The organism is Streptomyces sp. NPDC002884 (genome assembly GCF_040295245.1).
Lineage (GTDB): Bacteria > Actinomycetota > Actinomycetes > Streptomycetales > Streptomycetaceae > Streptomyces.
This window is the reverse complement of the sequence record NZ_JBEOVB010000009.1, coordinates 48690-72108: the sequence shown is the minus strand read 5'-3', so window position 1 is coordinate 72108 and position 23419 is coordinate 48690. Positions and strand designations below refer to the sequence as shown.

23 protein-coding genes are annotated in these 23419 nt (G+C 71.9%); 16 read left to right on the top strand and 7 right to left on the bottom strand.

Annotation, left to right across the window (positions count from 1 at the left end; translation table 11 throughout):
* Positions 1-83 precede the first annotated feature (83 nt).
* Positions 84-815, top strand: coding sequence for an SseB family protein (locus tag ABT070_RS20365; protein WP_351762384.1), 732 nt, complete (start codon positions 84-86; stop codon positions 813-815).
* 9 nt (positions 816-824) lie between these two features.
* On the opposite strand, the gene ABT070_RS20360 is transcribed toward ABT070_RS20365, so the two are convergent.
* The gene (locus ABT070_RS20360; protein ID WP_351762381.1) at positions 825-1205 is read right to left on the bottom strand and encodes a DUF1844 domain-containing protein; all 381 of its coding nucleotides are present in this window, start codon (positions 1203-1205) and stop codon (positions 825-827) included.
* A 372-nt stretch (positions 1206-1577) separates the two neighbouring features.
* On the opposite strand from ABT070_RS20360, the gene infC reads away from it, so the two are divergent.
* The 10 genes from infC (at position 1578) to ABT070_RS20310 (ending at position 12716) form a co-directional block, all read left to right on the top strand.
* Positions 1578-2297, top strand: coding sequence for a translation initiation factor IF-3 (gene infC, locus ABT070_RS20355; protein ID WP_351762379.1), 720 nt, complete (start codon positions 1578-1580; stop codon positions 2295-2297).
* 107 nt (positions 2298-2404) lie between these two features.
* Positions 2405-2599 carry a 50S ribosomal protein L35 gene (rpmI, locus tag ABT070_RS20350; protein WP_006374321.1) on the top strand — a complete coding sequence of 65 codons (195 nt, stop codon included), beginning with the start codon at positions 2405-2407 and terminating at the stop codon, positions 2597-2599.
* A 98-nt stretch (positions 2600-2697) separates the two neighbouring features.
* Entirely contained in the window at positions 2698-3081 is a 384-nt protein-coding gene (rplT, locus tag ABT070_RS20345; protein WP_319094073.1) for a 50S ribosomal protein L20, read from the top strand.
* A 214-nt stretch (positions 3082-3295) separates the two neighbouring features.
* Positions 3296-4156 carry a TrmH family RNA methyltransferase gene (locus ABT070_RS20340; RefSeq protein WP_351762376.1) on the top strand — a complete coding sequence of 287 codons (861 nt, stop codon included), beginning with the start codon at positions 3296-3298 and terminating at the stop codon, positions 4154-4156.
* Between the two features lie 53 nt (positions 4157-4209).
* The gene (locus tag ABT070_RS20335; RefSeq protein ID WP_351762373.1) at positions 4210-5349 is read left to right on the top strand and encodes a sensor histidine kinase; all 1140 of its coding nucleotides are present in this window, start codon (positions 4210-4212) and stop codon (positions 5347-5349) included.
* A 151-nt stretch (positions 5350-5500) separates the two neighbouring features.
* Positions 5501-6622 carry a phenylalanine--tRNA ligase subunit alpha gene (gene pheS / locus ABT070_RS20330; RefSeq protein ID WP_351762370.1) on the top strand — a complete coding sequence of 374 codons (1122 nt, stop codon included), beginning with the start codon at positions 5501-5503 and terminating at the stop codon, positions 6620-6622.
* A complete protein-coding gene (pheT, locus tag ABT070_RS20325; protein WP_351762368.1) occupies positions 6622-9144 on the top strand; it encodes a phenylalanine--tRNA ligase subunit beta in 2523 nt (840 codons plus the stop codon). The genes pheS and pheT overlap by 1 nt, the downstream gene beginning before the upstream one ends.
* Positions 9145-9368: 224 nt before the next feature.
* Positions 9369-10427 carry a PP2C family protein-serine/threonine phosphatase gene (locus ABT070_RS20320; RefSeq protein ID WP_451100843.1) on the top strand — a complete coding sequence of 353 codons (1059 nt, stop codon included), beginning with the start codon at positions 9369-9371 and terminating at the stop codon, positions 10425-10427.
* A 209-nt stretch (positions 10428-10636) separates the two neighbouring features.
* The gene (locus ABT070_RS20315; RefSeq protein ID WP_351762366.1) at positions 10637-11977 is read left to right on the top strand and encodes an NsdA family TPR-like regulatory protein; all 1341 of its coding nucleotides are present in this window, start codon (positions 10637-10639) and stop codon (positions 11975-11977) included.
* A 142-nt stretch (positions 11978-12119) separates the two neighbouring features.
* A complete protein-coding gene (locus ABT070_RS20310; protein WP_351762868.1) occupies positions 12120-12716 on the top strand; it encodes an NUDIX hydrolase in 597 nt (198 codons plus the stop codon).
* Here the strand turns inward: ABT070_RS20310 and ABT070_RS20305 are convergent.
* Both ABT070_RS20305 and ABT070_RS20300 read right to left on the bottom strand, forming a co-directional pair.
* Entirely contained in the window at positions 12664-12921 is a 258-nt protein-coding gene (locus ABT070_RS20305) for a hypothetical protein (RefSeq protein WP_351762363.1), read from the bottom strand. The two genes, ABT070_RS20310 and ABT070_RS20305, sit on opposite strands and share 53 nt — an antisense overlap.
* Positions 12922-13104: 183 nt before the next feature.
* Positions 13105-13977, bottom strand: coding sequence for a 3-hydroxybutyryl-CoA dehydrogenase (locus tag ABT070_RS20300; RefSeq protein ID WP_307162312.1), 873 nt, complete (start codon positions 13975-13977; stop codon positions 13105-13107).
* A 180-nt stretch (positions 13978-14157) separates the two neighbouring features.
* Between ABT070_RS20300 and ABT070_RS20295 the strand changes: the two genes are divergently transcribed.
* On the top strand, positions 14158-15378 hold the full coding sequence (locus ABT070_RS20295) for a glycoside hydrolase family 10-like protein (RefSeq protein ID WP_351762360.1): 1221 nt from the start codon (positions 14158-14160) through the stop codon (positions 15376-15378).
* A 1-nt stretch (position 15379) separates the two neighbouring features.
* Here the strand turns inward: ABT070_RS20295 and ABT070_RS20290 are convergent, their stop codons facing one another.
* Positions 15380-15580 carry a DUF1918 domain-containing protein gene (locus tag ABT070_RS20290; protein ID WP_351762358.1) on the bottom strand — a complete coding sequence of 67 codons (201 nt, stop codon included), beginning with the start codon at positions 15578-15580 and terminating at the stop codon, positions 15380-15382.
* 43 nt (positions 15581-15623) lie between these two features.
* A complete protein-coding gene (locus tag ABT070_RS20285) occupies positions 15624-16610 on the bottom strand; it encodes a DMT family transporter (protein WP_351762356.1) in 987 nt (328 codons plus the stop codon).
* Between ABT070_RS20285 and ABT070_RS20280 the strand changes: the two genes are divergently transcribed.
* The 3 genes from ABT070_RS20280 (at position 16609) to ABT070_RS20270 (ending at position 19439) form a co-directional block, all read left to right on the top strand.
* Complete coding sequence (locus tag ABT070_RS20280) at positions 16609-18093, top strand: aminotransferase-like domain-containing protein (protein WP_351762353.1); 1485 nt, start codon at positions 16609-16611, stop codon at positions 18091-18093. The two genes, ABT070_RS20285 and ABT070_RS20280, sit on opposite strands and share 2 nt — an antisense overlap.
* 45 nt (positions 18094-18138) lie before the next feature.
* On the top strand, positions 18139-18591 hold the full coding sequence (locus ABT070_RS20275; RefSeq protein ID WP_351762865.1) for a GNAT family N-acetyltransferase: 453 nt from the start codon (positions 18139-18141) through the stop codon (positions 18589-18591).
* Between the two features lie 254 nt (positions 18592-18845).
* The gene (locus tag ABT070_RS20270; RefSeq protein WP_351762351.1) at positions 18846-19439 is read left to right on the top strand and encodes a histidine phosphatase family protein; all 594 of its coding nucleotides are present in this window, start codon (positions 18846-18848) and stop codon (positions 19437-19439) included.
* Here the strand turns inward: ABT070_RS20270 and ABT070_RS20265 are convergent.
* On the bottom strand, positions 19421-19918 hold the full coding sequence (locus ABT070_RS20265) for a DUF6314 family protein (RefSeq protein ID WP_351762349.1): 498 nt from the start codon (positions 19916-19918) through the stop codon (positions 19421-19423). The two genes, ABT070_RS20270 and ABT070_RS20265, sit on opposite strands and share 19 nt — an antisense overlap.
* Before the next feature lie 159 nt (positions 19919-20077).
* Between ABT070_RS20265 and ABT070_RS20260 the strand changes: the two genes are divergently transcribed.
* Positions 20078-22576: an alpha-L-arabinofuranosidase family protein gene (locus ABT070_RS20260; RefSeq protein WP_351762346.1), complete on the top strand. Its 2499-nt coding sequence runs from the start codon at positions 20078-20080 to the stop codon at positions 22574-22576.
* A 56-nt stretch (positions 22577-22632) separates the two neighbouring features.
* On the opposite strand, the gene ABT070_RS20255 is transcribed toward ABT070_RS20260, so the two are convergent.
* The gene (locus tag ABT070_RS20255) at positions 22633-23343 is read right to left on the bottom strand and encodes a hypothetical protein (RefSeq protein ID WP_351762343.1); all 711 of its coding nucleotides are present in this window, start codon (positions 23341-23343) and stop codon (positions 22633-22635) included.
* Positions 23344-23419 lie beyond the last annotated feature (76 nt).

The following is a 23419-nucleotide window of genomic DNA, read 5'->3' as shown; positions in this document are numbered from 1 at the left end:
CTGAGAATCCCGTGAAAGGCGTGACCGCCGTGTTTCGGGCCCCGCACAAGCTCGGCATCATCCCCCCGATAGGGTCGACGACCGTGGCGAACAAGAACATTCCCGACTCCGGCTTCTCCGACGACGACGGCTCCGCCGACCCCCGGCTGAGCGCGGCGCTGGCCGCCTGGGCCGAGGACCGCACCGCCGTGGGACCGGTCCTGGCGGCCCTCAAGGGGGCCCGGCTGCTCGTGCCGGTGGTGGCCGTGCTCGGCGAGGTGGAGGAGGACGAGAAGGGGCTGCGCCGTGAGAAGACGAGCGACATGGCCGTGCCGACGCTGAAGGCGGGCGCCCGCACCGCGCTGCCCGCCTTCACGTCCACGGACTCCCTGGCCCGCTGGGACCCCGAGGCCCGCCCGGTCGCCGTCCCCCTGCACCAGGCGCTTCAGGCCGCCGCGCACGAGAAGGCGGACACGGTCGTCCTCGACCTGGCTGGACCGGTGGCCTTCGAACTGACGGGACCGGCGCTGCTGGCGCTCGCCGAGGGCCGCACCTCGGCCGACCCGCTCGCCGATCCGGCGGTGCGGGCGGCGGTACGGGCCGCCGTGGCCGCAGCGCCGGAGGTCCTCAGCGCCCACCTCGGGCCGGGGCGGGCGGACGGCACCCTCGCCCTCGTCCTCGACCCGGCGGCCGCCCCCGCCGAGGCGGCCCGGGCGGTGGCCGAGCGGCTCGCCGCCGACGAGACACTGAGGGCCCGCCTGGTGCGCGGCCTCGACCTGGCACTGCTGCCGGCCGGGACGACGCCTCCGGGCGAGCCCCTGTACGTGCGGAACTGAACCGGCGGCTCAGCCGTAGATCGGGCCCGTGTACTTCTCGCCCGGGCCCTGGCCCGGCTCGTCCGGGACGAGGGACGCCTCGCGGAAGGCCAGCTGGAGCGACTTCAGACCGTCGCGCAGCGGCGCCGCGTGGAAGGAGCTGATCTCGGTCGCGCTCCCGTCCAGCAGGCCGGCGAGGGCGTGGATCAGCTTGCGGGCCTCGTCGAGGTCCTTGTACTTGTCGCCCTCCTCGGTGAGGCCCAGCTTCACGGCGGCGGCGCTCATCAGGTTGACGGCGACCGTCACGATCACCTCGACGGCGGGGACCTCGGCGATGTCGCGGGTCATCTCGTCGAAGTCGGGGGTACCGGGGGTCTCGGCGGAGCCGGCGGCGGGGGAGGTCTCACTCATGCCCCACACGATAGGCGCAGGCCGGACCGGACCTCGTACCGAGGCTCGATTGGCCGTTCCTGGCGCCGACTGGTAATCTCGTGTATCGACCGGTCGGACACGCGTGCCCCTCAGCAGGCGGATCCGGCCCACAAGTGGAGGCTCCGAACTCCCACCCGACCGTCCCCAGGGATGGCGGGTCACCCCGGTCAGGCGGCCACCATCGTTCCGTACGGACGATGGAGTCGCCCGGTAGTGCGCCCCGCGATCCTTGCGGCGGTGCTCCGGTAGTGCTTGGAGCCCCGCATGTGATCGTTCGGGGCATTTTTTGTGCTTCGGCGTGGTTATAAGACTACCGAACACAGACGTTACGCGGCCGTCCGCCAGACTGCCGTGTGGTGCTACCAAGGAGGATCCATCAGCACCGAGCCCCGCATCAACGACCGGATTCGCGTTCCCGAAGTGCGACTTGTCGGTCCCAGTGGCGAGCAGGTCGGCATCGTGCCGCTGGCCAAGGCCCTGGAGCTTGCGCAGGAGTACGACCTCGACCTGGTCGAGGTGGCGGCGAGCGCTCGCCCGCCGGTCTGCAAGCTCATGGACTACGGGAAGTTCAAGTACGAGTCGGCCATGAAGGCCCGTGAGGCGCGCAAGAACCAGGCGCACACGGTCATCAAGGAAATGAAGCTCCGGCCGAAGATCGACCCGCACGACTACGACACCAAAAAGGGTCACGTCGTCCGGTTCCTCAAGCAGGGCGACAAGGTCAAGATCACGATCATGTTCCGTGGTCGCGAGCAGTCCCGGCCGGAGCTCGGCTACCGACTGCTGCAGCGTCTCGCGTCGGACGTCGAGGACCTCGGCTTCATCGAGTCGAACCCGAAGCAGGACGGCCGGAACATGATCATGGTTCTCGGCCCGCACAAGAAGAAGACCGAGGCCATGGCCGAGGCGCGCCAGGCGCAGGAGGCCCGCAAGGCCGAGGCGAAGGCCAACCCGGGCCGCTCGCAGAACGCCGCGGACGCCGACGCCGTGAACGCCGAGGGTGACGTCGAGGACGGCGTCGAGCTCGAGGCTGACGCCGAGGCCCCTGCCGAGGCTTCCGCCGAGGCGTGATCCGCGGGACGCGAGTCCCCAGGACATAACCGATACCAGCGACGTTCCACCGTGCCCGGTTTCACGACCGGGCACCGGAACGCCACCGACGAGGAGAGAACGGCGCTATGCCGAAGAACAAGTCGCACAGCGGTGCCAGCAAGCGCTTCAAGATCACCGGCTCCGGCAAGGTGCTCCGTGAGCGCGCCGGCAAGCGCCACCTGCTCGAGCACAAGTCGTCCCGCGTGACGCGCCGCCTCACCGGCACCGCCGAGATGGCCCCGGGCGACGCCGCGAAGATCAAGAAGCTTCTCGGCAAGTGACGTCGGGCGCGTCGATGCGCGCCTGACCTCAGACCGGGACCCAATCGATTCCGGGCCGTGTGAGTCCCACCACGGCCCCGCTACAAGGAGTTAAACAAGTGGCACGCGTCAAGCGGGCAGTCAACGCCCACAAGAAGCGCCGGGCGATCCTCGAGGCCGCCAAGGGTTACCGCGGTCAGCGTTCGCGCCTGTACCGCAAGGCCAAGGAGCAGGTCACCCACTCGCTGGTCTACAACTACAACGACCGCAAGAAGCGCAAGGGCGACTTCCGTCGGCTGTGGATCCAGCGCATCAACGCCGCTGCCCGCGCCAACGGCATCACGTACAACCGCTTCATCCAGGGTCTGAACGCGGCGAACATCGAGGTCGACCGCAAGATCCTGGCCGAGCTGGCCGTGAACGACGCCACCGCGTTCGCCGCGCTGGTCGAGGTCGCGCAGAAGGCCCTCCCGGCGGACGTGAACGCGCCCAAGGCCGCGTGACGCTGCGCCGGCTCTAGGCCGACGTGAAGGGACCCGCAGGTCTGACGGCCTGCGGGTCCTTTGCTTCTGCCCGTTCCGGCCGTCGTTCGGGTTCCGGCCGTCGTTCGGGTCCGGGCCGTCGGTGGCTCCTCGCGCAGTTCCCCGCGCCCCCGAGGGGTCGCAGTCGTCCCTCGCCGCCATGCGAGCTGCACGGATATCGAAGGTGAACCAGAACATGCCCTCCGCCAGCCCCGAGCCGATCTCCCTCCGGTCCCCCCGTGTGTCCGCCGCCCGGCGGCTGGCGCGGCGGAACTTCCGGGGCAAGGAGAGGCTGTTCCTCGCGGAGGGGCCGCAGGCCGTCCGGGAGGCGGCCGCGCACCGGGCCGGCGGCGACGCGACCCTTGTGGAGCTGTTCGCCACCGTCGAGGCCGCGGAGCGCTACGCCGACATCATCGGCGAGGCCCGCGCCGCCGGTGCCCGGGTGCACCTCGCCGACGAGCAGGTCATCGAGGACATCTCCACCACCGTCACCCCGCAGGGGCTCGTCGGGGTCTGCCGGTTCCTGGACACGCCCTTCGAGCATATCCTCGCCGCCCGGCCGAAGCTGGTCGCCGTACTGGCCCATGTGCGCGACCCCGGCAACGCCGGCACCGTCCTGCGGTGCGCGGACGCCGCGGGCGCCGACGCCGTCGTCCTGACCGACGCCTCCGTCGACCTCTACAACCCCAAGGCCGTCCGCGCCTCCGTGGGCTCCCTCTTCCACCTTCCCGTGGCGGTCGGGGTCCCCGTCGAACAGGCCGTGGCCGGGCTGAAGGAGGCCGGGGTACGGATCCTCGCCGCCGACGGCGCAGGGGACGACGATCTCGACGACGAGCTGGACAAGCGGACGATGGGCGGGCCCACGGCGTGGGTGTTCGGCAACGAGGCCTGGGGACTCCCCGAGGAGACCCGGGACCTCGCGGACGCCGTCGTGCGGGTTCCGATCCACGGGAAGGCCGAGAGCCTGAACCTCGCGACCGCCGCCGCCGTATGTCTCTATGCATCGGCCCGTGCACAGCGTGCCTCCGGAGGGTGCCGCTCCGTCACCGAGAGCTAGTAGGGTGACCAGCTCGGGGGCCCCTCAGTCGTCTGAGAGGTGGGGTACGGGGAATGAGCGTCGGCATGAGCGGTACTCGGGATGCGCGGACCGGTCCCGACGCCTCCGCACCCCGGCCGGCCGGTGACCTCGCCGGCCTCGGCATCGACCCCGACGACCTGCCCGACGGGCTCGTGGTCGCCGACGAACACGGGCACGTCGTCTGTTTCAACGCCGCCGCCCAGCGCATCACCGCCGTCCCCGCCGCCGACGCCCTCGGACAGCGGCTCGAGAAGGCCCTGCCGCTGGAGGACCTCGAAGGCCGCCGCTGGTGGCAGCTGACCGACCCCTACGGCGGCCTGGCCATCAGGGTCGGACAGCCCGAGCGCAACCTGCTGCTGCCGGGCGGACGCGAGGTGCTCGTCACGGTGCGGTACGTCCGCGGCGAACCCACCGGACCGGTCCGCCGGGTCGTCGTCTCGATCCGCGACACCGAGGCCCGCCGCCGCACGGAACGCAGCCACGCCGAGCTGATCGCCATCGTCGCCCACGAGCTGCGCTCGCCCCTGACCTCGGTCAAGGGCTTCACCGCCACCCTGCTCGCCAAGTGGTCGAGGTTCACCGACGACCAGAAGCGGCTGATGCTGGAGACCGTCGACGCCGACGCGGACCGGGTCACCCGCCTCATCGCCGAGCTGCTCGACATCTCGCGCATCGACTCGGGACGGCTGGAGCTGCGCCGCCAGCCCGTCGACATGGGCGCGGCCGTGGGACGGCACATCCAGGCCTACGTCGCCGCCGGACAGCCCGCCGACCGGTTCCTGCTGCGCCTCGAACAGCCGCTGCCCGCCCTGTGGGCCGACCCCGACAAGGTCGACCAGGTGCTCAGCAACCTTCTGGAAAATGCGGTGCGCCACGGCGAGGGAACCGTCACGATTGACGTCACGCCCGCCGCTTCTCCCCGTGAGGGAGAGGACACCGGCACATCGGTCACCGTGAGCGACGAGGGCGCCGGCATCCCGGAGGAGTCCATGAACCGCGTCTTCACCCGCTTCTGGCGGGGCAGCAAGCGCGGCGGCACGGGCCTCGGGCTGTACATCGTCAAGGGCATCGTCGAAGCCCACGGCGGCATCATCACGGTCGGCCGCGCCCCCGGCGGCGGCGCCGAGTTCCGATTTACGTTGCCCGTGAGCATCCCGGCGTATCTCACCTGAGAACCTGCCGGACGGCCCGCGGGCGCATTCGTACACCTCCACCCCGTTAGACTCGGCCTTTGGCACCTTTGTGTCCCAGGGACGGCCCTCTGACCTCTGCGTGAGTCGGTGACGGGGACCTTCAGCCAGCCAATCGGAAGCACGGGAAGAGATGTCGGCACCGAATAAGTCGTACGACCCGGTAGAGGTCGAGGCCTTGAAACCGGAAGAGATCGAGCGCATGCGGGACGGGGCGCTCGCCGCCTTCGCCGCCGCGGACTCCCTCGACGCACTCCAGGAGGCCAAGGTCGCCCACACCGGCGGCACATCGCCGCTGGCCCTGGCCAACCGCGAGATCGGCGCCCTGCCCCCGCACGCCAAGGCGGCCGCCGGCAAGCTGGTCGGCCAGGCCCGGGGCGCGGTGAACAAGGCCCTCGCCGCCCGCCAGGAGGAGCTGGAGGCCGAGCGCGACCAGCGCGTGCTGGTCGAGGAGGCGGTGGACGTCACACTGCCGTACGACCGCCGGCCGGCCGGCGCCCGCCACCCGCTCACCACGCTGTCGGAGCGCATCGAGGACGTCTTCGTGGCCATGGGCTACGAGGTCGCCGAGGGCCCGCAGGTCGAGGCCGAGTGGTTCAACTTCGACGCCCTCAACATCGGCCCGGACCACCCGGCCCGCGGCGAGGCCGACACGTTCTTCGTGCAGGGCCCGCAGGGCGGCACCGAGTCCGGTGTCGTGCTGCGCACCCACACCTCGCCGGTCCAGATCCGCTCGCTGCTCGGCCGTGAGCTGCCGGTGTACGTGATCTGCCCCGGCCGCGTGTACCGCACCGACGAGCTGGACGCGACGCACACCCCGGTCTTCCACCAGGTCGAGCTGCTGGCCGTGGACGAGGGCCTGACCATGGCCGACCTCAAGGGCACCCTGGACCACATGGTCCAGTCGCTGTTCGGCGAGGGCATGAAGACCCGGCTGCGGCCGAACTTCTTCCCCTTCACCGAGCCGTCCGCCGAGATGGACATGGTGTGTTACGTCTGCCGCGGCGAGTCCGTCGGCAACCCCGACCGCCCCTGCCGCACCTGCTCCAGCGAGGGCTGGATCGAGCTCGGCGGCTGCGGCATGGTCAACCCCAAGGTGCTGGCCGCCTGCGGCGTCGACCCGGAGAAGTACAGCGGGTTCGCCTTCGGGTTCGGCATCGAGCGGATGCTGATGTTCCGCCACAACGTCGAAGACATGCGAGACATGGTCGAGGGTGACGTCCGGTTCACCCGGCCGTTCGGGATGGAGATCTGATGCGGGTCCCGCTTTCCTGGCTGCGGGAGTACGTCGACCTCCCGGCCACCGAGACCGGCCGTGACGTGCAGGCCAAGCTCGTCTCGGCGGGCCTCGAGGTCGAGACCGTCGAGCCCCTCGGAGCCGACCTCAAGGGCCCGCTCGTCGTGGGCCGGGTGCTCACCGTCGAGGAGCTCGAGGGCTTCAAGAAGCCGATCCGCTTCTGCACCGTCGACGTCGGCACCGCCAACGGAACCGGCGAGCCCCAGGAGATCGTCTGCGGCGCCCGCAACTTCGCCGTCGGCGACAAGGTCGTCGTGGTCCTCCCGGGCGCCGTCCTCCCCGGCGGCTTCGCCATCGCCGCGCGCAAGACGTACGGCAAGACCTCGCACGGCATGATCTGCTCCGGCGACGAGCTGGGCATGGGCGACGACGGCAGCCACGGCATCATCGTGCTGCCGCCGGAGACCGAGGTCGGCAAGGACGCCATCGAGCTGCTCGAGCTGGTCGACGAGGTCCTGGACATCGCCGTCACCGCCAACCGCGGCGACTGCCTGTCCATCCGGGGTGTCGCCCGCGAGGCGGCCATCGCCTACGGTCTGCCGCTGCGCGACCCGGCGCTGATCGACGTACCGGCGCCGAACGCCTTCGGCTACCCGGTGCAGGTCTCCGAGCCGATGGGCTGCGACCGCTTCACCGCCCGTACCGTCACCGGTCTGAGCCCCGAGGTGCGCTCCCCGATCTGGCTGCAGCGCCGGCTCCAGAAGGTCGGCATGCGCCCGATCTCGCTCGCCGTCGACATCACCAACTACGTGATGACGGAGATCGGCCAGCCGCTGCACGCCTACGACCGTTCGCTGGTCCAGGGCACCATCGGTGTGCGCCGGGCCGGGGAGGGCGAGCGGATCGTCACCCTCGACGGGGTGACGCGCGAGCTGCACGCCGAGGACCTGGTGATCACCGACGACCGCGGTCCCATCGGCCTCGCCGGTGTCATGGGCGGCGCCAACACCGAGATCGCCGATCACGAGGCCGCCGGGAACGGGGGCGCCCCGACGACCGACGTGGTCATCGAGGCCGCCCACTTCGACGCGGTGTCCATCGCGCGTACGGCCCGCCGGCACAAGCTGTCCTCCGAGGCGTCCAGGCGCTTCGAGCGCGGTGTCGACCCGCAGGCCGCGGCGGCCGCCGCGCAGCGCACGGTCGACCTGCTGGTCCTGCTCGCGGGCGGTACGGCCGACGCGGGCGTCACGGAGATCATCGCCCCGTCCGCCCCGCACACGATCAGCGTCCCGGCCGACCACCCGGACAAGGTCGCGGGCGTGGAGTACGGCCGCGAGACCGTCGTCCGCCGCCTCCAGGAGATCGGCTGCGACGTGTACGGGCAGGACGAGCTGCTCGTCACCGTCCCGTCCTGGCGGCCCGACCTCGCCGAGGTCAACGACCTGGCGGAGGAGGTCATCCGGCTGGAGGGCTACGAGAACCTGCCCTCCACGCTGCCCAAGCCGCCCTCGGGCCGCGGTCTCACCCACCGCCAGCGTCTCCACCGCCGCGTCGGCCGCGTCCTGGCCGCCTCCGGCTACGTCGAGGCGCCGAACTACCCGTTCATCGGCGAGCAGGTCTTCGACCAGCTCGGCCTGGACGCCGACGACCCGGCCCGCCGTGTCGTGAAGCTCACCAACCCGCTCAACGACGAGGAGCCCGCGCTCCGTACGTCGCTGCTGCCGGGCCTGCTGGCCGCCCTGCGCCGCAACGACGGCCGGGGCTCGCACGACCTGGCGCTCTTCGAGACCGGGCTGGTGTTCCTCCCGCAGGAGGAGCAGCGCGTCGCCGGGCACCTGCCCGTCGACCGCCGTCCCACCAGCGAGGAGATCGCGTCGCTGGACGCCGTGCTGCCCGCGCAGCCGCGCCATGTCGCCACCGTTCTCGCGGGCGCCCGCGAGCAGGCCGGCTGGTGGGGCAAGGGCCGTCCGGCGGACTGGGCCGACGCCGTCGAGGCGGCGCGTGCCGTCGCCCGTGAGGCCGGGGCCGAACTGGTCGTCCGCAGTGGGCAGTACGGGCCGTGGCACCCCGGCCGGTGCGCCGAGCTGCTGGTCGTCGTGGACGGCGCCGAGCGCGTCGTCGGCCACGCCGGTGAGCTGCACCCGCGGGTGCTGAAGGCACTGGGGCTGCCCTCGCGCACCTCCGCGATGGAGCTGGACCTGGACGTCCTGGAGCAGGTCGGCGACGACACGCCCCGGGCGCCGAGCATCTCGGTGTTCCCGGTGGCCACGCAGGACGTCGCCCTCGTCGTCGACAGGTTCGTCCCGCACGCCGAGGTCGAGGCCGCGCTGCGCGACGGCGCCGGTGAACTGCTCGAGGGAATCCGGCTGTTCGACGTGTACGAGAACGCGGAGCAGCTCGGTGAGGGGCGGAAGTCGCTCGCGTACGCGCTGCGCTTCCGCGCGGACGACCGGACGCTGACCGTCGACGAGGCGTCGGCCGCCCGGGACGCGGCGGTCGCCCTGGCGGGCGAGCGTACGGGAGCGGTGCTGCGGGGCTGATGCCAAAGACCGGCCACGGGTTCGCCGTGGCCGGTCGCGCGGTTCCCCGCGCCCCTGGGGACGGGGGCTTCGCCCCCTGCCCCCACCCTTCGGGTCACCTCACTCCTTCGGGTGAGATCTCCTGATGATCTGGTCTTCCGGGCCGTGGCCCCGACAGAATCGGACCGGCCTTTCGGGGCCGGTCCGATCTGCGTTGTCGGGGGCCTGGACGGGGGACCAGCGACATGCTGACCAGCGACATGTTCGACATCAGGCGGCCGTTGCGGCGGGCCCTCTCGCTGGGGCTGCCCACGGCCTGGGGCGCCCTGGCGATCACGTACAAGCTGTTCTGCCCGCTGGCCCGACAGGACGGGCTCGAGGCCAGGATCGTCACCAGCGCCGTCTTCTTCGCCGTCGGCACCGGGCTGGTACTGCACATGCGGCAGGCCCTGGTGCGTGAGCTGAAGCAGGCGCGGCGGGTCGCCGGGGCCGCGCAGCGCGTGCTGCTGCGTCCGCCGCCGCCGCGCGTCGAGGGGCTGAACGCGGCGGCCGCCCAGCTCTCCGCGGACCGGGGCGCGAGCGTGGGCGGTGACCTGTACGAGGTGATCGCCACCGAGCACGGTGTGCGGGTCGTGATGGGCGATGTCCGCGGGCACGGCCTTCCCGCGCTCGGTACCGTCGCGGCCCTCCTCGGCAGCTTCCGCGAGGCGGCCCACGACGAGCCCGACCTCGGCCGTGTCCTGCGCCGCCTGGAGCGTGCCCTGGAGCGGCATCTGCGCGAACGGGCCCGGGACACCCCCGATGCCACGGTGGCGGAGGAGTTCGTCACCGTGCTGGTGCTGGAGATCGGGGAGGACGGCGAGCTGCACGTCCTGAACTGCGGGCATCCGTGGCCGTATCTGCTGAGCGGCACGAGCGTGCGGCCGATGTCGCGGGCGGATCCCCTCCCGCCGCTGGGCCCCTTCCCCCTGCCGGTCGAATTGTCGCCCATGCCCTGCGGCCGGCTGCTCCGGGGCGAGTCCGTGGTCCTGTTCACGGACGGCGCCGAGGACGCGAGGGACGCGCGGGGCAGGTTCTTCTCCCTGTCGGGGACGCTGGAGACAGCGGCGCGGGACCTCCCCGTCACGGCCCAGCAGATCCTGCGCGCGGTACTGACGGCACTTCTCCGTCACACGGCGGCCGGACCGACCGACGACATCGCCGTACTGGTGCTTCAGAACGGGCGGCTTCCCGCACCCGTCCCAGGGGCGCGGGGAACCGCGCGACCGGCCACAACCCACCCGCAGCCGACAACGCACCGATAGCCCCCGCGCCACCCGCGGAGCGAATCGCCGGGCCGTCGCTTTATGAGGGGGAGCGGACGGCCCGGCGAACCTCTTGCGAGGCATTCCAGTCAACCGACCGGGAACGCTCCGCGACAGCGCGCGCACCCTGCGAATGCGCGTACTCCGTTCACACCCCGTGTGAGGACGGACCCACTACTCTGACGGCACCGAGGCACCGGGGGGCACCCATGCAGCCCAACACTCTGCTCGACGCGATCCTGGACGAGGCGGGCGTCTCGCACGCGGGCCTCGCCGCCCACGTCAACCAGGCCGGACGGGCCCGAGGCCTGGCGCTGCGCTACGAACACACGGCGGTGGCCCGGTGGCTGAAGGGCCAACGACCGCGGGGCCAGGTGCCCGACCTGATCTGCGAGGTGCTCGCCGGGCGGCTGCGCCGGCCGGTCACCCTGGACGACATCGGCCTCGGCGTGCCGGGCGAACCGGCCGGCCCGCACGGCACCTCGCTCTCCGGCTTCGTCGAACGGGCCACCGCCCTGTGGCGCTCCGACGAGCAGCAGCGACCGCACCTCCTGGGGGCGCCCGCCGTCACCGGCACGCCGGCCGTCATGCCGGTGTGGGAGTGGGAGAACCCGCCCGAGGACGTCGACGTCTCCCGGGGCGGCCGGCACCGTGTCACCTCGGCCGACCTCGAGATGCTGCGGGCCGCCCGCGCCCACTACGAGCAGATGTACCGCAAGGCGGGCGGCATCGCGACCCGCAGCCGTATCGTCGGCTTCCTCAACGCGGAGGCGGCGCCCCTGCTGCGCGGCAGCTACACCGACGAGACGGGTCGTCAACTGCACCGTGCCACCGGCGGGTTGGTCGCGGTCGCCGGGATCTGCGCCTATGACTCGGACGCGCACGGCCTGGCCCAGCGGTACTTCCACCAGGCGCTGCGCCTGGCAAAGGCCAGTGGGGACCGGGGACTCGGCGCGTACGTGATCGCCCTCCTCGTCAACCAGTCGCTGTTCATGCGGGAGTACCGGCAGGCCGTCGCCTTCGCGGAGGCCGCGCTGCGGGCGGCCGGCCGGCACATCACGCCCGCCCTCGCCTCCGACCTGTACGCGATGCAGGCCAAGGCGTACGCCCACCTCGGCGACGGCACGAGCGCCCTGTCGTGCATCCGGCGTGCCGAGACCGCCGCCGAGCACATCCGGCGCGGACACGAGCCCGACGAGACCGGCTATGTCCAACCGGGCCTGGTCAACGTCCAGGTGGCGGAGGCGCTGCTGAGTCTCGGCGACCTCACCGCCGCCGCCGAGCACGCCGCGGCCGCCGTCGACACCCCGGCGCACGACCGGGGGCGGGTGCACCGGCTCGCCATGCTCAGCACGATCGAACTGCGCCAGGGGAACACCGACAAGGCGGTGGTCACCGCGGTGCAGATGGCCGAGCAGGCCCGGGGAATGGAGTCCCAGCGCCTGCGCGACAGACTCCGGGCGGTGCGCGAGCACCTGGTGCGCAGCGGCTGCGCGGGCACGGCCGAGGCCGCCGAACTCATCGACGGGGCACTGCGCGTACCGCTGTAGGCGCGGCGCGGCGGGGTATTTGACCACCGGCACCGTCGACACCGTCACGACACCTGCACAGGCATCGACACCGGCGGCTACGCCGACGCTGCATAGTTCCTGCTGCGATATTGCCACTCACTCGACGGAAGGTGGCAGAACCGTGCAGTGGACGAAACAGAACGAACAAACTGTGTATGAAAACCGCTGGTTCAGCGTCAACCTGGCAGATGTGGAGCTGCCGGACGGCCGGCACCTCGACCACTTCCTCATACGGCTGAGGCCGGTAGCGGTCGCGACGGTCGTGAACCGGGCCGACGAGGTTCTCCTGCTCTGGCGCCACCGCTTCATCACCGACAGCTGGGGATGGGAGCTCGCGGCGGGAGTCGTGGAGGACGGCGAGGACATCGCCCGCGCGGCCGCCAGGGAACTCGAGGAGGAGACCGGCTGGCGGCCGGGGCCGCTGCACCACCTGATGAGCGTGGAGCCGTCCAACGGGCTCACCGACGCCGTCCATCACATCTACTGGTCGGACCACGGGGAGTACGTGGGACACCCGGTGGACGACTTCGAGTCGGACCGCCGGGAATGGGTTCCCCTCAAGGTCGTTCCCGACCTGGTCGCCCGGGGGGAGGTCCCGGCCGCCAACATGGCGGCCGCGCTGATGCTGCTGCACCACCTCAGGCTCGCCGAGGGCCGGCGGAGGGTCAGTGGGCCAGTGCCTGCCATACCGTCGCGACCAGTGCTCCCAGGGCCGTGAGCGCCGCGAGCGAGGGCAGCGGCCAGCGTGCGTGTTCCAGCGAGATCATGCGGGTGTTCAGCGCGTCCAGTTCCTTGGCGGTCTCCTCCGTGCGGTGGGAGAGCAGGGCCAGCCCGCCCTCGACGCGGGCGTAGGCCACATCGAGCCGGCGACGTAACTCCGCGACGTCTCCGTGGACGACGGGATGCTCGGGGTCGGCGGTCACGTGTCCGCTCCTTTCCGTAGTCGTCTCACATCCCTTGCATGCGCATGATGAGTGAACTCGCCTGGTGGGCCGGTGAGGAGAGTGTGCGCGGGGCATATGCGAACCCGTGGCGCACACGGTGTGTGAATGCCGCGGGCCCGGCACTCCGAGGAGTGCCGGGCCCGCGAGGAACACAGCGGGTGATCAGTAGGCGTAGAAGCCCGAGCCGGTCTTGCGGCCCAGCCGGCCCGCGTCCACCATGCGCTGGAGCAGCGGGGGAGCGGCGTACAGCGGCTCCTTGTACTCGTCGTACATGCTCTGCGCCACCGAGGCGACGGTGTCCAGGCCGATCAGGTCGGACAGCTTCAGCGGACCCATCGGGTGGGCGCAGCCCATCTCCATGCCGTTGTCGATGTCCTCGCGGCTGGCGATGCCCGTCTCGAACATCCGGATCGCGGAGAGCAGGTAGGGGATCAGCAGCGCGTTGACGACGAAGCCGGACCGGTCCTGGGCGCGGATCGCGTGCTTGCCCAGCACCTTCTCGGCGAACAGCTGGGCCCGGCTGAGCGTGCCCTCGGAGGTGGTCAGCGCCGGGATCAGCTCGACGAGCTGCTGCACCGGAGCCGGGTTGAAGAAGTGGATGCCGACGACGTGGTCGGGCCGCGAGGTGGCGACCGCCAGCTTCACCAGCGGGATGGAGGAGGTGTTGGAGGCGAGGATCGCGTCCGGACGGGTCACCACCTGGTCGAGGACCTGGAAGATCTCGGTCTTGACCTGCTCGTTCTCGACCACGGCCTCGATGACCAGGTCACGGTCGGCGAACTCGCCGAGATCCGTGGTGAAGCTGAGGCGCGCGAGGGTGGCGTCCCGCTCCTCCTCGGAGATCTTGCCGCGCTCGGCGGCCTTGGCCAGGGAGTTCAACAGCCGGGTACGGCCGATCTCCAGGGCCTCGCCGGTGGTCTCGGCGACCTTGACGTCGAGACCGGCGCGGGCGCAGACCTCTGCGATGCCCGCTCCCATCTGGCCGCAGCCCACCACTCCGACCCGTGAGAGATCTCCCGCTGGGGTGCCCGTCACATCAGTCCCTTTCGCCGCGCTGACTCAGATGGCAGGGGCAGGTCTGCCGGGTTCCGGCCGCCCTGCTCCGATCGTGCACGTTACTAGCAAGTATCGATGATCGATCGTCGGGGTGGAGGCATGCTGGAGCGCGAAACGATCCGTGACCGAGCGGATCCGCAGAGTGTGGGGATGTGTGCGATGGGGCGACTGACCCGGCGGGCGTTCGCGCTGGCAGCGCTGTCGACGTTCACCACGACGGGCGCGGCGGCCGCTCCCGTGGGGGAACGGCGGGCGGCGACCGAGATGCGGGGGATGTGGCTGGCGACCGTTTCCAACCGGGATTGGCCGTCCCGCCCCGGCCTGACCGCCGCCGCGCAGCGCGCCGAACTGATCGCCATGCTCGACCTGGCGGTGAGCCGGCGGCTCAACACGGTGATCTTCCAGGTGCGGCCCACGGCGGACGCGCTGTGGCCCTCCCCCCACGAGCCGTGGTCGCAGGTCCTCACGGGCACCCAGGGCAGGTCACCGGGCTGGGACCCGCTGGGCACGGCCGTCACGGAGGCGCATGCGCGGGGCCTTCAGCTGCACGCCTGGTTCAACCCCTACCGGGTCGCGACCCATGACGACCCCTCGAGGCTCGTCGCCTCCCACCCGGCGCGCAGGCACCCGAAGTGGGTGATCTCGTTCGGCGGGAAGCTCTACTACAACCCCGGCCTGCCCGAGGTCCGCGCCTTCGTCCAGGACGCGATCCTCGACGCCGTGAAGAAGTACCCCCTGGACGCCGTGCACTTCGACGACTACTTCTATCCGTACCCGGTGGCCGGCCAGACCTTCGACGACGGGGCGGCGTACGACACCTACGGCGGCGCCTTCCCCGGCCGGGCGGCCTGGCGGCGCCACAACGTCGACCAGCTGGTGCTGGAGACGGCCGCCCGGATCAAGGCGGTACGGCCCGGCACCCAGTTCGGGATCAGCCCCTTCGGGGTGTGGCGCAACGCCTCCACCGACTCGCGCGGCTCGGACACCCGGGCGCTCCAGTCGTACGACGACATCCACGCGGACACCCGTAAGTGGGTGCGGGAGGGCTGGATCGACTACGTCGTCCCGCAGCTCTACTGGAACATCGGGCTCTCGGTCGCCGACTACGCCAAGCTCGTGCCCTGGTGGGCGGAGGTGGCGAAGGGCAGCCGCACCCGCCTCTACCTCGGCGAGGCCCTCTACCGGGCGGGCGACCCGACGCAGCCCGCGGCCTGGCAGAACCGGGCCGAGCTGTCGGACCACCTGGAACTGGCCGCCGCTCACCCCCAGGTGCGCGGACATGTCTTCTTCGCCGCCAAGGACGTGCGGACGGACCGGATCGGGGCGATGGCGCGGGTGGTCGCCGACCACTACCGGCAGCCGGCGGAGCCCCCGCGCTGATCTATCGCTGGTCCTCGGCCGTCCTGTGACGGATCTCGGTGTCGGGGCCGGGCGAGCACACGCCCACATGCCCGTCCGTGAAGCGGACGCGGTACGGGGGATTTCCTCCCTGGCCCATGACCTCGACGATCTCGCCGACCTTGTCGTGCTGGCCGACCACCCTGCCGTGCTGGACGAACTGGTCGCCCTTGGTTGCGCGCATCTGCGGGGCCTCCTCACCGGGTGCGACGGTACGTCTGCCGTGCCTAGCCGCGCGCCCGCTGCGTGACGGCGATGCAGACGAGCACGGCGGCGGCCGTCAGCGGAGCGGCGGGCGTGAGGTGCTCGCCCAGCAGCAGCACCGACCACACCAGTGTGAGCAGGGGCTGGGCCAACTGCAACTGGCTGGCCTTCGGAATGCCGATGACCGCCATGCCCCGGTACCAGACGACCAGGCCGAGGAACTGCGAGCCCGCCGCGACCCACAGCAGCCCGGCCACGCTGTGCGCGGTCAGCTGCGCGGGTTCGTGGGCCAGGGCGAGCGCGGCCCCCGGCACCGTGAGCGGCAGGCAGAACACCAGCGCCCAGCCGATGACCTGCCAGCCCGGCACGACCCGGGCCAGCCGGCCGCCCTCGGTGTAGCCGGCCGCGCACACCAGCAGCGCCCCGAACAGATACAGATCGGCGGTGGTCAGGGCCCCGCCGCTCTGCTGCACGGTGAACGCCACCACGGCGGCGGCACCCGCCAGCGCGGCCGCCCAGAAGGTGCGGGAGGGACGGGTTCCCGTGCGCAGGGCGGACAGCGACGCGGTCGTCAGCGGCAGCAGGCCGACCACGACGGCGGCGTGCGCGGTGGTGGACGTCCGCAGCGCGAGCGTGGTGAGGAGCGGGAAGCCGACGACGACCCCGGCGGCCACGACGGCGAGCCCCGCCCAGTGCCGCCGGGCGGGCAGCGGCACGCGGAGGGCCAGCAGACACCCGCCCGCGATCAGCGCGGCCAGGACGCTGCGCACGGCGACCAGCGACCAGGGGCCGAACCCCTCCAGACCCCAGGCGGTCGCGGGGAAGGTCAGGGAGAAGGCGACGACACCGAGGCCGGCCAGGAGGGTACCGAAGCCACTCGCCTGCGGGCCGCCGGCGAGGTCGGCTGCCGGTGTGCCGGCCCGGGTGCCGACCCGTGTGCCGGCCGGGGTGGCCGCCGGGGTGCTCACCGCTATCGCGGCCCGGTCGATAGCGCTACTCTGTGTCTTCATGCATGAGCGTAGCAGTGTGGGTGAGCTGGCGGATCAGCTGCGGCGGGAGTTCGACCGCTACTCTCCTGGTGGAAAGCTCCCGTCCAGTCGGGCCCTGGTCGAACGGTTCAGGGTGAGCCCGGTGACCGTTTCGCGGGCACTGGCCCAGCTGGCCGCCGAGGGGCTGGTGGTCACCCGGCCCGGCGCCGGCGCCTTCCGGGCCCGGCCGGCGCGCGCGACCGCCGGCCCCGTGGGCGACACCTCCTGGCAGGAGGTCGCGCTGAGCGCGGACGGCGCCGCCGACCTCGTCCCGCGCTCGGTGGACGCCACCGGCGTCATCGTGTCGCTGGCGGCCCCGCCACCCGGCGTGATCGAGTTCAGCGGCGGCTATCTGCACGCCTCGTTGCAGCCGGAACGGGCGATGGCCGCGGCCCTGGCCCGGGCCGGGCGGCGGCCGGGCGCCTGGGGCCGACCGCCCATGGAGGGCCTGCCCGAGCTGCGCGAGTGGTTCGCGCGGACCATCGGCGGCTCCGTCACCGCGGCCGACGTGCTGGTCAGCGCGGGAGGCCAGACATCACTCACCACCGCCCTGCGAGCCCTCGCCCCGCCCGGGGCGCCGGTGCTCGTCGAGTCGCCCACCTACCCGGGCATGCTCGCGATCGCCAGGGCGGCGGGGCTGCGTCCCGTGCCGGTCCCGGTCGACCCGGACGGGGTCAGGCCCGAGCTGCTCGCCGACGCGTTCCGGGCGACCGGCGCCCGGGTCTTCGTCTGCCAGCCGCTGTTCCAGAACCCGACCGGCGCCGTCCTCGCCCCCGACCGGCGCGCGCAGGTGCTGCGCATCGCCCGGGAGGCGGGCGCGTTCGTCGTCGAGGACGACTTCGTGCGGCGGCTCGCGCACGAGGACGCCGGGCAGCTGCCGCGCCCGCTCATCGCCGACGATCCCGACGGCGTCGTCGTGCACGTCGGCTCGCTGACCAAGGCGACCTCGCCGAGCTTCCGGGTCAGCGCGCTGGCCGCCCGCGGCCCGGTCCTGGAACGCCTGCGCGCCATTCAGGTCGTCGACACCTTCTTCGTGCCCCGCCCGCTCCAGGAGGCGGCCCTCGAACTCGTCGGCTCGCCCGCCTGGCCACGCCATCTGCGCACCATCGCCGCCGAGTTGCGGGTCCGGCGGGACGCGATGACCTCCGCGCTGCGGTCGCGGCTGCCCGAACTGGCCCTCCCGCACATCCCGTCCGGGGGCTACCACCTGTGGCTGCGGCTGCCCGACGGCAGTGGGGGCGCCTCCCCGGCTTTCGGCTCGGGGGGAGAGAGCGCGTTCACGGCGGCCGCCCTGCGCGCGGGCGTCGCCCTCACCCCGGGCCGCCCCTACTTCAGTGCCGAACCCCCGGCCGCCCACGTGCGGTTGAGTTTCGCGGCCGTCGCCGGGACCGAGGAGATCGCGGAGGGGGTGCGACGGCTGCGGGCTGCGTGCGACGAGGTGTTCCCCGGAAAGCGTTCGACATGATGAACGCCGTCCTGTGAGGATCCGGCCATGAACGCCACGGACCCCATGAACGCCACCCCGCCCCTCGCCGAGGGCTACGAGCTCTCCACCGACCCCGCCCGTGTCGACGTCGGGCGGGTGCACCGCTGGCTGTCCACGGACGCGTACTGGGCGCTCGGGCGCGAGCGGGAGAAGCACGAGCGGGCGATCGCCGGTTCGCTGAACTTCGGCGTCTACGACACGGCGTCGCGGGAGCAGGTCGCCTACGCACGGGTAGTGACCGACCTCGCGACCTTCGCGTGGCTGTGCGACGTGTACGTGGACCCGGCGGTGCGCGGCAAGGGCATCGGGACCGCTCTCGTCGCCGCCGTCCGAGACCGTCTGCGGCCGCACGGGCTGCGCCGCATCCTGCTCGCCACGCACGACGCGCACGGGGTCTACCGGCAGGTCGGCTTCGAGGCGCTGGAGAAGCCGGACCAGTGGATGGCGCTGATCTTCGAGAAGCCCGCGACGGCGTGACCGGGACCGGACGAGCGGGAGGGCGCCGGCGGGAGGGCGCCGACGGGAGGCGCCGGCGGGAGGGGCCGGCGGGACGCGGTGATCGGGACGGCGTGAGGGGGATGCCGTGATCGGGACGGCGTGATCGGGACGGAGTGAGGGGGGCACTGCTTTTTGGCGACTTGTCCGGCAGGTCCTGACTCGCCGGTAAGTTTTCTTCCGGCCGTCGGCCAACACCCCTTGACCTGCGCAGTTACGCGGCTCACCATCACCGCATGCCACTTCGGGTCACGTTCGTCGCCGCCGCTCGCAGCTCCTCGCTGCTCGCGGAACGCTTCGAGGACGACCGGCCGCTGGACCAGGACGGCTGGGGTGAGGTGTTGCAGGTGGCCGACGCTCTGCTGCCCCTCGCGGCCGCCGAGCTGCGCTACTGCTCGCCCACCCCGCGCAGCCGTGCCACCGGGGACGCGCTCGGCTACGCCCCGCTGGTGCAGCTCGCCCTGCGGGACTGCGACATGGGCCGCTGGCGCGGTTTCACGCTGGGCGAGGCGATGGCCCGCGAGCCGGAAGCCGTGGACGCCTGGCTCTCCGATCCGCTCGCCACCCCGCACGGCGGCGAGTCGCTGTTCGCGTTCATCACCCGGGTCGCCGGCTGGCTCGACACCCGGCCGGTGGGTGACGGTGGACGTATCGTCGCCGTGGCCGAGCCGAGCGTGATCCGCGCGGCCCTGGTGTACGCGCTCAAGGCGCCGCCCGCGACGTACTGGAACATCGATGTGCGTCCGTTGTCGACGACCACGATCACCGGCCGGGCCGGCCGGTGGAACCTCCGCCTCGAAGGGGCTTCGGCTCAGCCCACCCGTACGTAGTCGGTGGTGAGCAGCAGGTCCTTGGCGGGGCCCGCCACGCGCCAGACCGTCCGCCAGTGGTCCGCGTCCCGGACGGTGAACTCGCCCCGGTAGAGGTCGGCGGAGCAGGGGTGGTCGGCGATGTGCCGCCCGGTCGTCAGGTCCAGGTCGTGGAAGGGGCGGCCGTCGGCGAACCGTACGTCGGCCGTGCCGGGCGTCGGGCCCGGCAGGAAGCGCAGGGTGCGCTCCGCGGGGCGAGGGACCCCGAGCCAGACGAACGTGCCGGACTCCTGGTGCAGCAGCCCGCTCTCGCCGGGCGGCCCGTCCGTCCGAGGCGGTCCGTCCGCCTGTGGCGGTCCGTCCTCGTGCAGCGCGCCGAACACCGTGACGCCCTCGAAGCGGCCCTCGTCGCCGCTCGCGCGGTCCCGCACCGACCGCCGCACCCGCCAGCTCCCCGCCAGGTACGCCAGTACGTCCGGCACTGGCCGGAACTCGCCCATACGGTGCCGCCCTCCGTCACATCCGTCGTCGTAGGCCCCATTGACGCGTCTCGGCCTCCTCCCTATCTTGCCGTTCGAAGTGCTGATCGATGTCCGACATCTCGAACAACGATATTCCCCCTGACATACAACTCGCATCACTGAGCCGCGGAGTTATCCATGTCACGCAGCACCACCCGCGCCACCCGCACCCGCTGGAGACTGGGTCTCACCACCACCGCCCTCCTGACGGCCGCCGCCCTCGTCCCCGCCCCGGCGCACGCCGAGTCCGTGACCGACTACGCCATCACCGTCGACCCCGCCGCCAAGGGCGCGAAGATCGACGACACGATGTACGGGGTCTTCTTCGAGGACATCAACCGGGCGGCCGACGGCGGCCTGTACGCCGAACTCGTACAGAACCGGTCCTTCGAGTACTCCACCGTCGACAACCGGTCGTACACCCCGCTGACCTCCTGGACGGTCGACGGCACCGCGCAGGTCCTGGACGACGCGGGCCGCCTCAACGACCGCAACCGCAACTACCTCTCCCTGGGCGCCGGTTCCTCCGTGACCAACGCCGGCTACAACACCGGTGTCCGGGTCGAGCAGGGCAAGAAGTACGACTTCTCGGTGTGGGCCCGCGCCGGGAGCGGCAGCACGCTCACCGTGAGCCTCCAGGACGCCGACGGCGCGCTGGCCACCGCCCGCAAGGTCGCCGTGCGCACGGACGGCTGGGTCCGGTACCGGACGACCTTCACCGGTGCACGCACCAGCAGCGCCGGCCGTCTGTCGGTGGCCTCCTCGGCCGCGGCCGCCCTCGACATGGTGTCCCTGTTCCCCCGTGACACGTACAAGAACGAGCCCAACGGTCTGCGCAAGGACCTCGCCGAGAAGATCGCCGCCCTCGACCCGGGCTTCGTGCGCTTCCCCGGCGGATGTCTGGTCAACACCGGCTCCATGCAGGACTACAGCGAGGCCTCCGACTGGCAGCGCGCCCGCTCCTACCAGTGGAAGGACACCGTCGGACCCGTCGAGGAGCGCGCCACCAACTCCAACTTCTGGGGATACAACCAGAGTTACGGCCTCGGCTACTACGAGTACTTCCGCTTCGCCGAGGACATCGGGGCGATGCCGCTGCCCGTCGTGCCGGCCCTGGTGACCGGCTGCGGACAGAACAGGGCCGTCGTCGACGACGCGCTCCTGAAGCGCCACATCCAGGACACCCTGGACCTCATCGAGTTCGCCAACGGCCCGGTCACCTCCACCTGGGGCAGGAAGCGCGCCCGGATGGGCCACCCCGAGCCCTTCCACCTCACCCACCTCGAGGTGGGCAACGAGGAGAACCTGCCCGTCGAGTTCTTCGCCCGCTTCGCGCAGTTCCGCACCGCGATCGAGGCGAAGTACCCGGACATCACCGTGATCTCCAACTCCGGCCCCGACGACGCGGGTCAGACCTTCGACACGGCCTGGCAGCTCAACCGGGACGCGGGCGTGGCGATGGTCGACGAGCACTACTACAACAGCCCGCAGTGGTTCCTCCAGAACAACGACCGCTACGACACCTACGACCGCGGCGGCCCCAAGGTCTTCCTCGGCGAGTACGCCTCCTGGGGCAACGCCTTCAAGAACGGGCTCGCCGAGGCGGCCTTCATGACCGGCCTCGAACGCAACGCGGACGTCGTCCAGCTCGCCTCCTACGCGCCGCTGTTCGCGAACGAGGACTATGTGCAGTGGAGCCCGGACCTGGTGTGGTTCAACAACCACGCCTCGTGGAACTCGGCCAACTACGAGGTCCAGAAGCTGTTCATGACGAACGTGGGCGACCGCGTGGTGCCGTCCACGGCCACCGGCACCCCGTCCCTCCAGGGCCCCATCACCGGCGCCGTCGGCCTGTCCACCTGGGCCACCAGCGCGGCGTACGACGACGTGAAGGTGACCGACGCGGCCGGCGGCACGCTGCTGAGCGACGACTTCTCCGGCGACGCCTCGCGGTGGACGCACACGGGCGGCGGCAGCTGGTCGCTCCAGGACGGGCAGTACGTGCAGACCGACACCGCCGCCGAGAACACCATGGTCTCGGCCGGCGACGCCGGCTGGCACGACTACGACCTGCGGGTGAAGGCCACCAAGAAGGCGGGCAAGGAGGGCTTCCTCGTCGCCTTCGGCGTCAAGGACACCGGCAACTACTACTGGTGGAACCTCGGTGGCTGGAACAACACCCAGTCCGCCGTCGAGCAGGCCGTGGACGGCGGCAAGTCGACGCTGATCTCCAAGGCCGGGTCCGTCGAGACGGGCCGCGCCTACGACATCGACGTCAAGGTGCGGGGCCGCCAGGTCACCCTCTACCTCGACGGTCAGGAGTGGGGCAGCTTCACCGACGACAAGCCGGCCGAGCCGTTCCGCCAGGTCGTCACCAAGGACAGGAAGAGCGGCGACCTGATCGTCAAGGTCGTCAACGCCCAGTCCACGGACGCCCGTACGGCGATCGACCTCGGTGGCGCCAAGGTCGCGTCCAAGGCGAGGGTGACCACGCTGGCCGCCGCGCCGGACGCGGTCAACACGGAGGCCGGGACCCCGGTGGCGCCGGTGACCTCCACCTTCACCGGGGTCGCGGACGAGTTCACCTACACCTTCCCGGCGAACTCGATCACCTTCCTGAGGATCAGGCAGCGGTAGGGGATCCGGCGGGCGTGGGCTGTCGCGGCCCACGCCCGCCGGGCGCCTGCTGCCCCTCAGACGCCCCTGCGCCGGAACCAGCCGCGCCTGACCGGCGGCAGGTGGGGCACCGACGGCGACGCCGGCTGCTGCGGGGCGGCCGGCCCGCCGAACGGCGGCAGGGCCTTGAAACGGTCGTCGAAGGTGATCGTGGGCGTGATCCGGTGCAGCGCGGCCCGTACGAGCGTGAGCGGGTGGTCGGGGAACTGCGCGTCCCACTGCTCGTCGTCGCCGACGTGGTACGGAAGCCCGCCCGACTGTCCGCCCGACTGTCCACCAGGCTGTCCGCCCGGTTGCCCGCCCGTGTAGGGGTGGGGCCGGAAGTACTCGGCCGGGCCCACCCGCGCCATGATCATGGCCTCCCGCATCCCGGTCGTGGCGCCCTCGGCGGCCTGCACCTTCACGACCGTGCTGGACCCGGCCCTGGGCACGGTCCAGGAGCCGAGGAACGCCTGCCCGGGCCGGCTTCCCAGCGGCATCTTGACCAGCTGGCGGACCGCCGGGACGCCGTCCACGGAGCCGGGCGCCGCCTCGATCAGCCCACCGCCGGCACCGGCCACGAGCTGCGCGAGCCCTGCCCCGAGGCGCTGCGGCTCGTGCAGCGGGGCGGGCAGGTCCGGGACGAGCGGGAAGAAGTGGACCGACAGGACGAGGCCCGCCGCGTCGGTCCACACCCCCGGCTCACGCTCGGTGAAGCCGGTCAGGTCCAGGCTGGTTACAGGTGTCATGGCGATCACCGGGTCGAGGTTACGCAGACCCACGGTCTGGGCAAAGATCGCTCCGGGCCCCGCCCCGGCATGGATT

Coding starts and splice junctions, on each gene's coding strand:
- ABT070_RS20335 (WP_351762373.1), top strand. CDS start 4,210: ATGAGCGTCGGCATGAGCGGTACTCGGGATGCGCGGACCGGTCCCGAC.
- ABT070_RS20340 (WP_351762376.1), top strand. CDS start 3,296: ATGCCCTCCGCCAGCCCCGAGCCGATCTCCCTCCGGTCCCCCCGTGTG.
- ABT070_RS20275 (WP_351762865.1), top strand. CDS start 18,139: ATGAACGCCACCCCGCCCCTCGCCGAGGGCTACGAGCTCTCCACCGAC.
- ABT070_RS20285 (WP_351762356.1), bottom strand. CDS start 16,610: ATGAAGACACAGAGTAGCGCTATCGACCGGGCCGCGATAGCGGTGAGC.
- pheS (WP_351762370.1), top strand. CDS start 5,501: ATGTCGGCACCGAATAAGTCGTACGACCCGGTAGAGGTCGAGGCCTTG.
- ABT070_RS20320 (WP_451100843.1), top strand. CDS start 9,369: ATGCTGACCAGCGACATGTTCGACATCAGGCGGCCGTTGCGGCGGGCC.
- ABT070_RS20255 (WP_351762343.1), bottom strand. CDS start 23,343: ATGACACCTGTAACCAGCCTGGACCTGACCGGCTTCACCGAGCGTGAG.
- ABT070_RS20270 (WP_351762351.1), top strand. CDS start 18,846: ATGCCACTTCGGGTCACGTTCGTCGCCGCCGCTCGCAGCTCCTCGCTG.
- rpmI (WP_006374321.1), top strand. CDS start 2,405: ATGCCGAAGAACAAGTCGCACAGCGGTGCCAGCAAGCGCTTCAAGATC.
- ABT070_RS20280 (WP_351762353.1), top strand. CDS start 16,609: ATGCATGAGCGTAGCAGTGTGGGTGAGCTGGCGGATCAGCTGCGGCGG.
- ABT070_RS20295 (WP_351762360.1), top strand. CDS start 14,158: ATGGGGCGACTGACCCGGCGGGCGTTCGCGCTGGCAGCGCTGTCGACG.
- ABT070_RS20290 (WP_351762358.1), bottom strand. CDS start 15,580: ATGCGCGCAACCAAGGGCGACCAGTTCGTCCAGCACGGCAGGGTGGTC.
- ABT070_RS20360 (WP_351762381.1), bottom strand. CDS start 1,205: ATGAGTGAGACCTCCCCCGCCGCCGGCTCCGCCGAGACCCCCGGTACC.
- ABT070_RS20265 (WP_351762349.1), bottom strand. CDS start 19,918: ATGGGCGAGTTCCGGCCAGTGCCGGACGTACTGGCGTACCTGGCGGGG.
- pheT (WP_351762368.1), top strand. CDS start 6,622: ATGCGGGTCCCGCTTTCCTGGCTGCGGGAGTACGTCGACCTCCCGGCC.
- ABT070_RS20260 (WP_351762346.1), top strand. CDS start 20,078: ATGTCACGCAGCACCACCCGCGCCACCCGCACCCGCTGGAGACTGGGT.
- ABT070_RS20315 (WP_351762366.1), top strand. CDS start 10,637: ATGCAGCCCAACACTCTGCTCGACGCGATCCTGGACGAGGCGGGCGTC.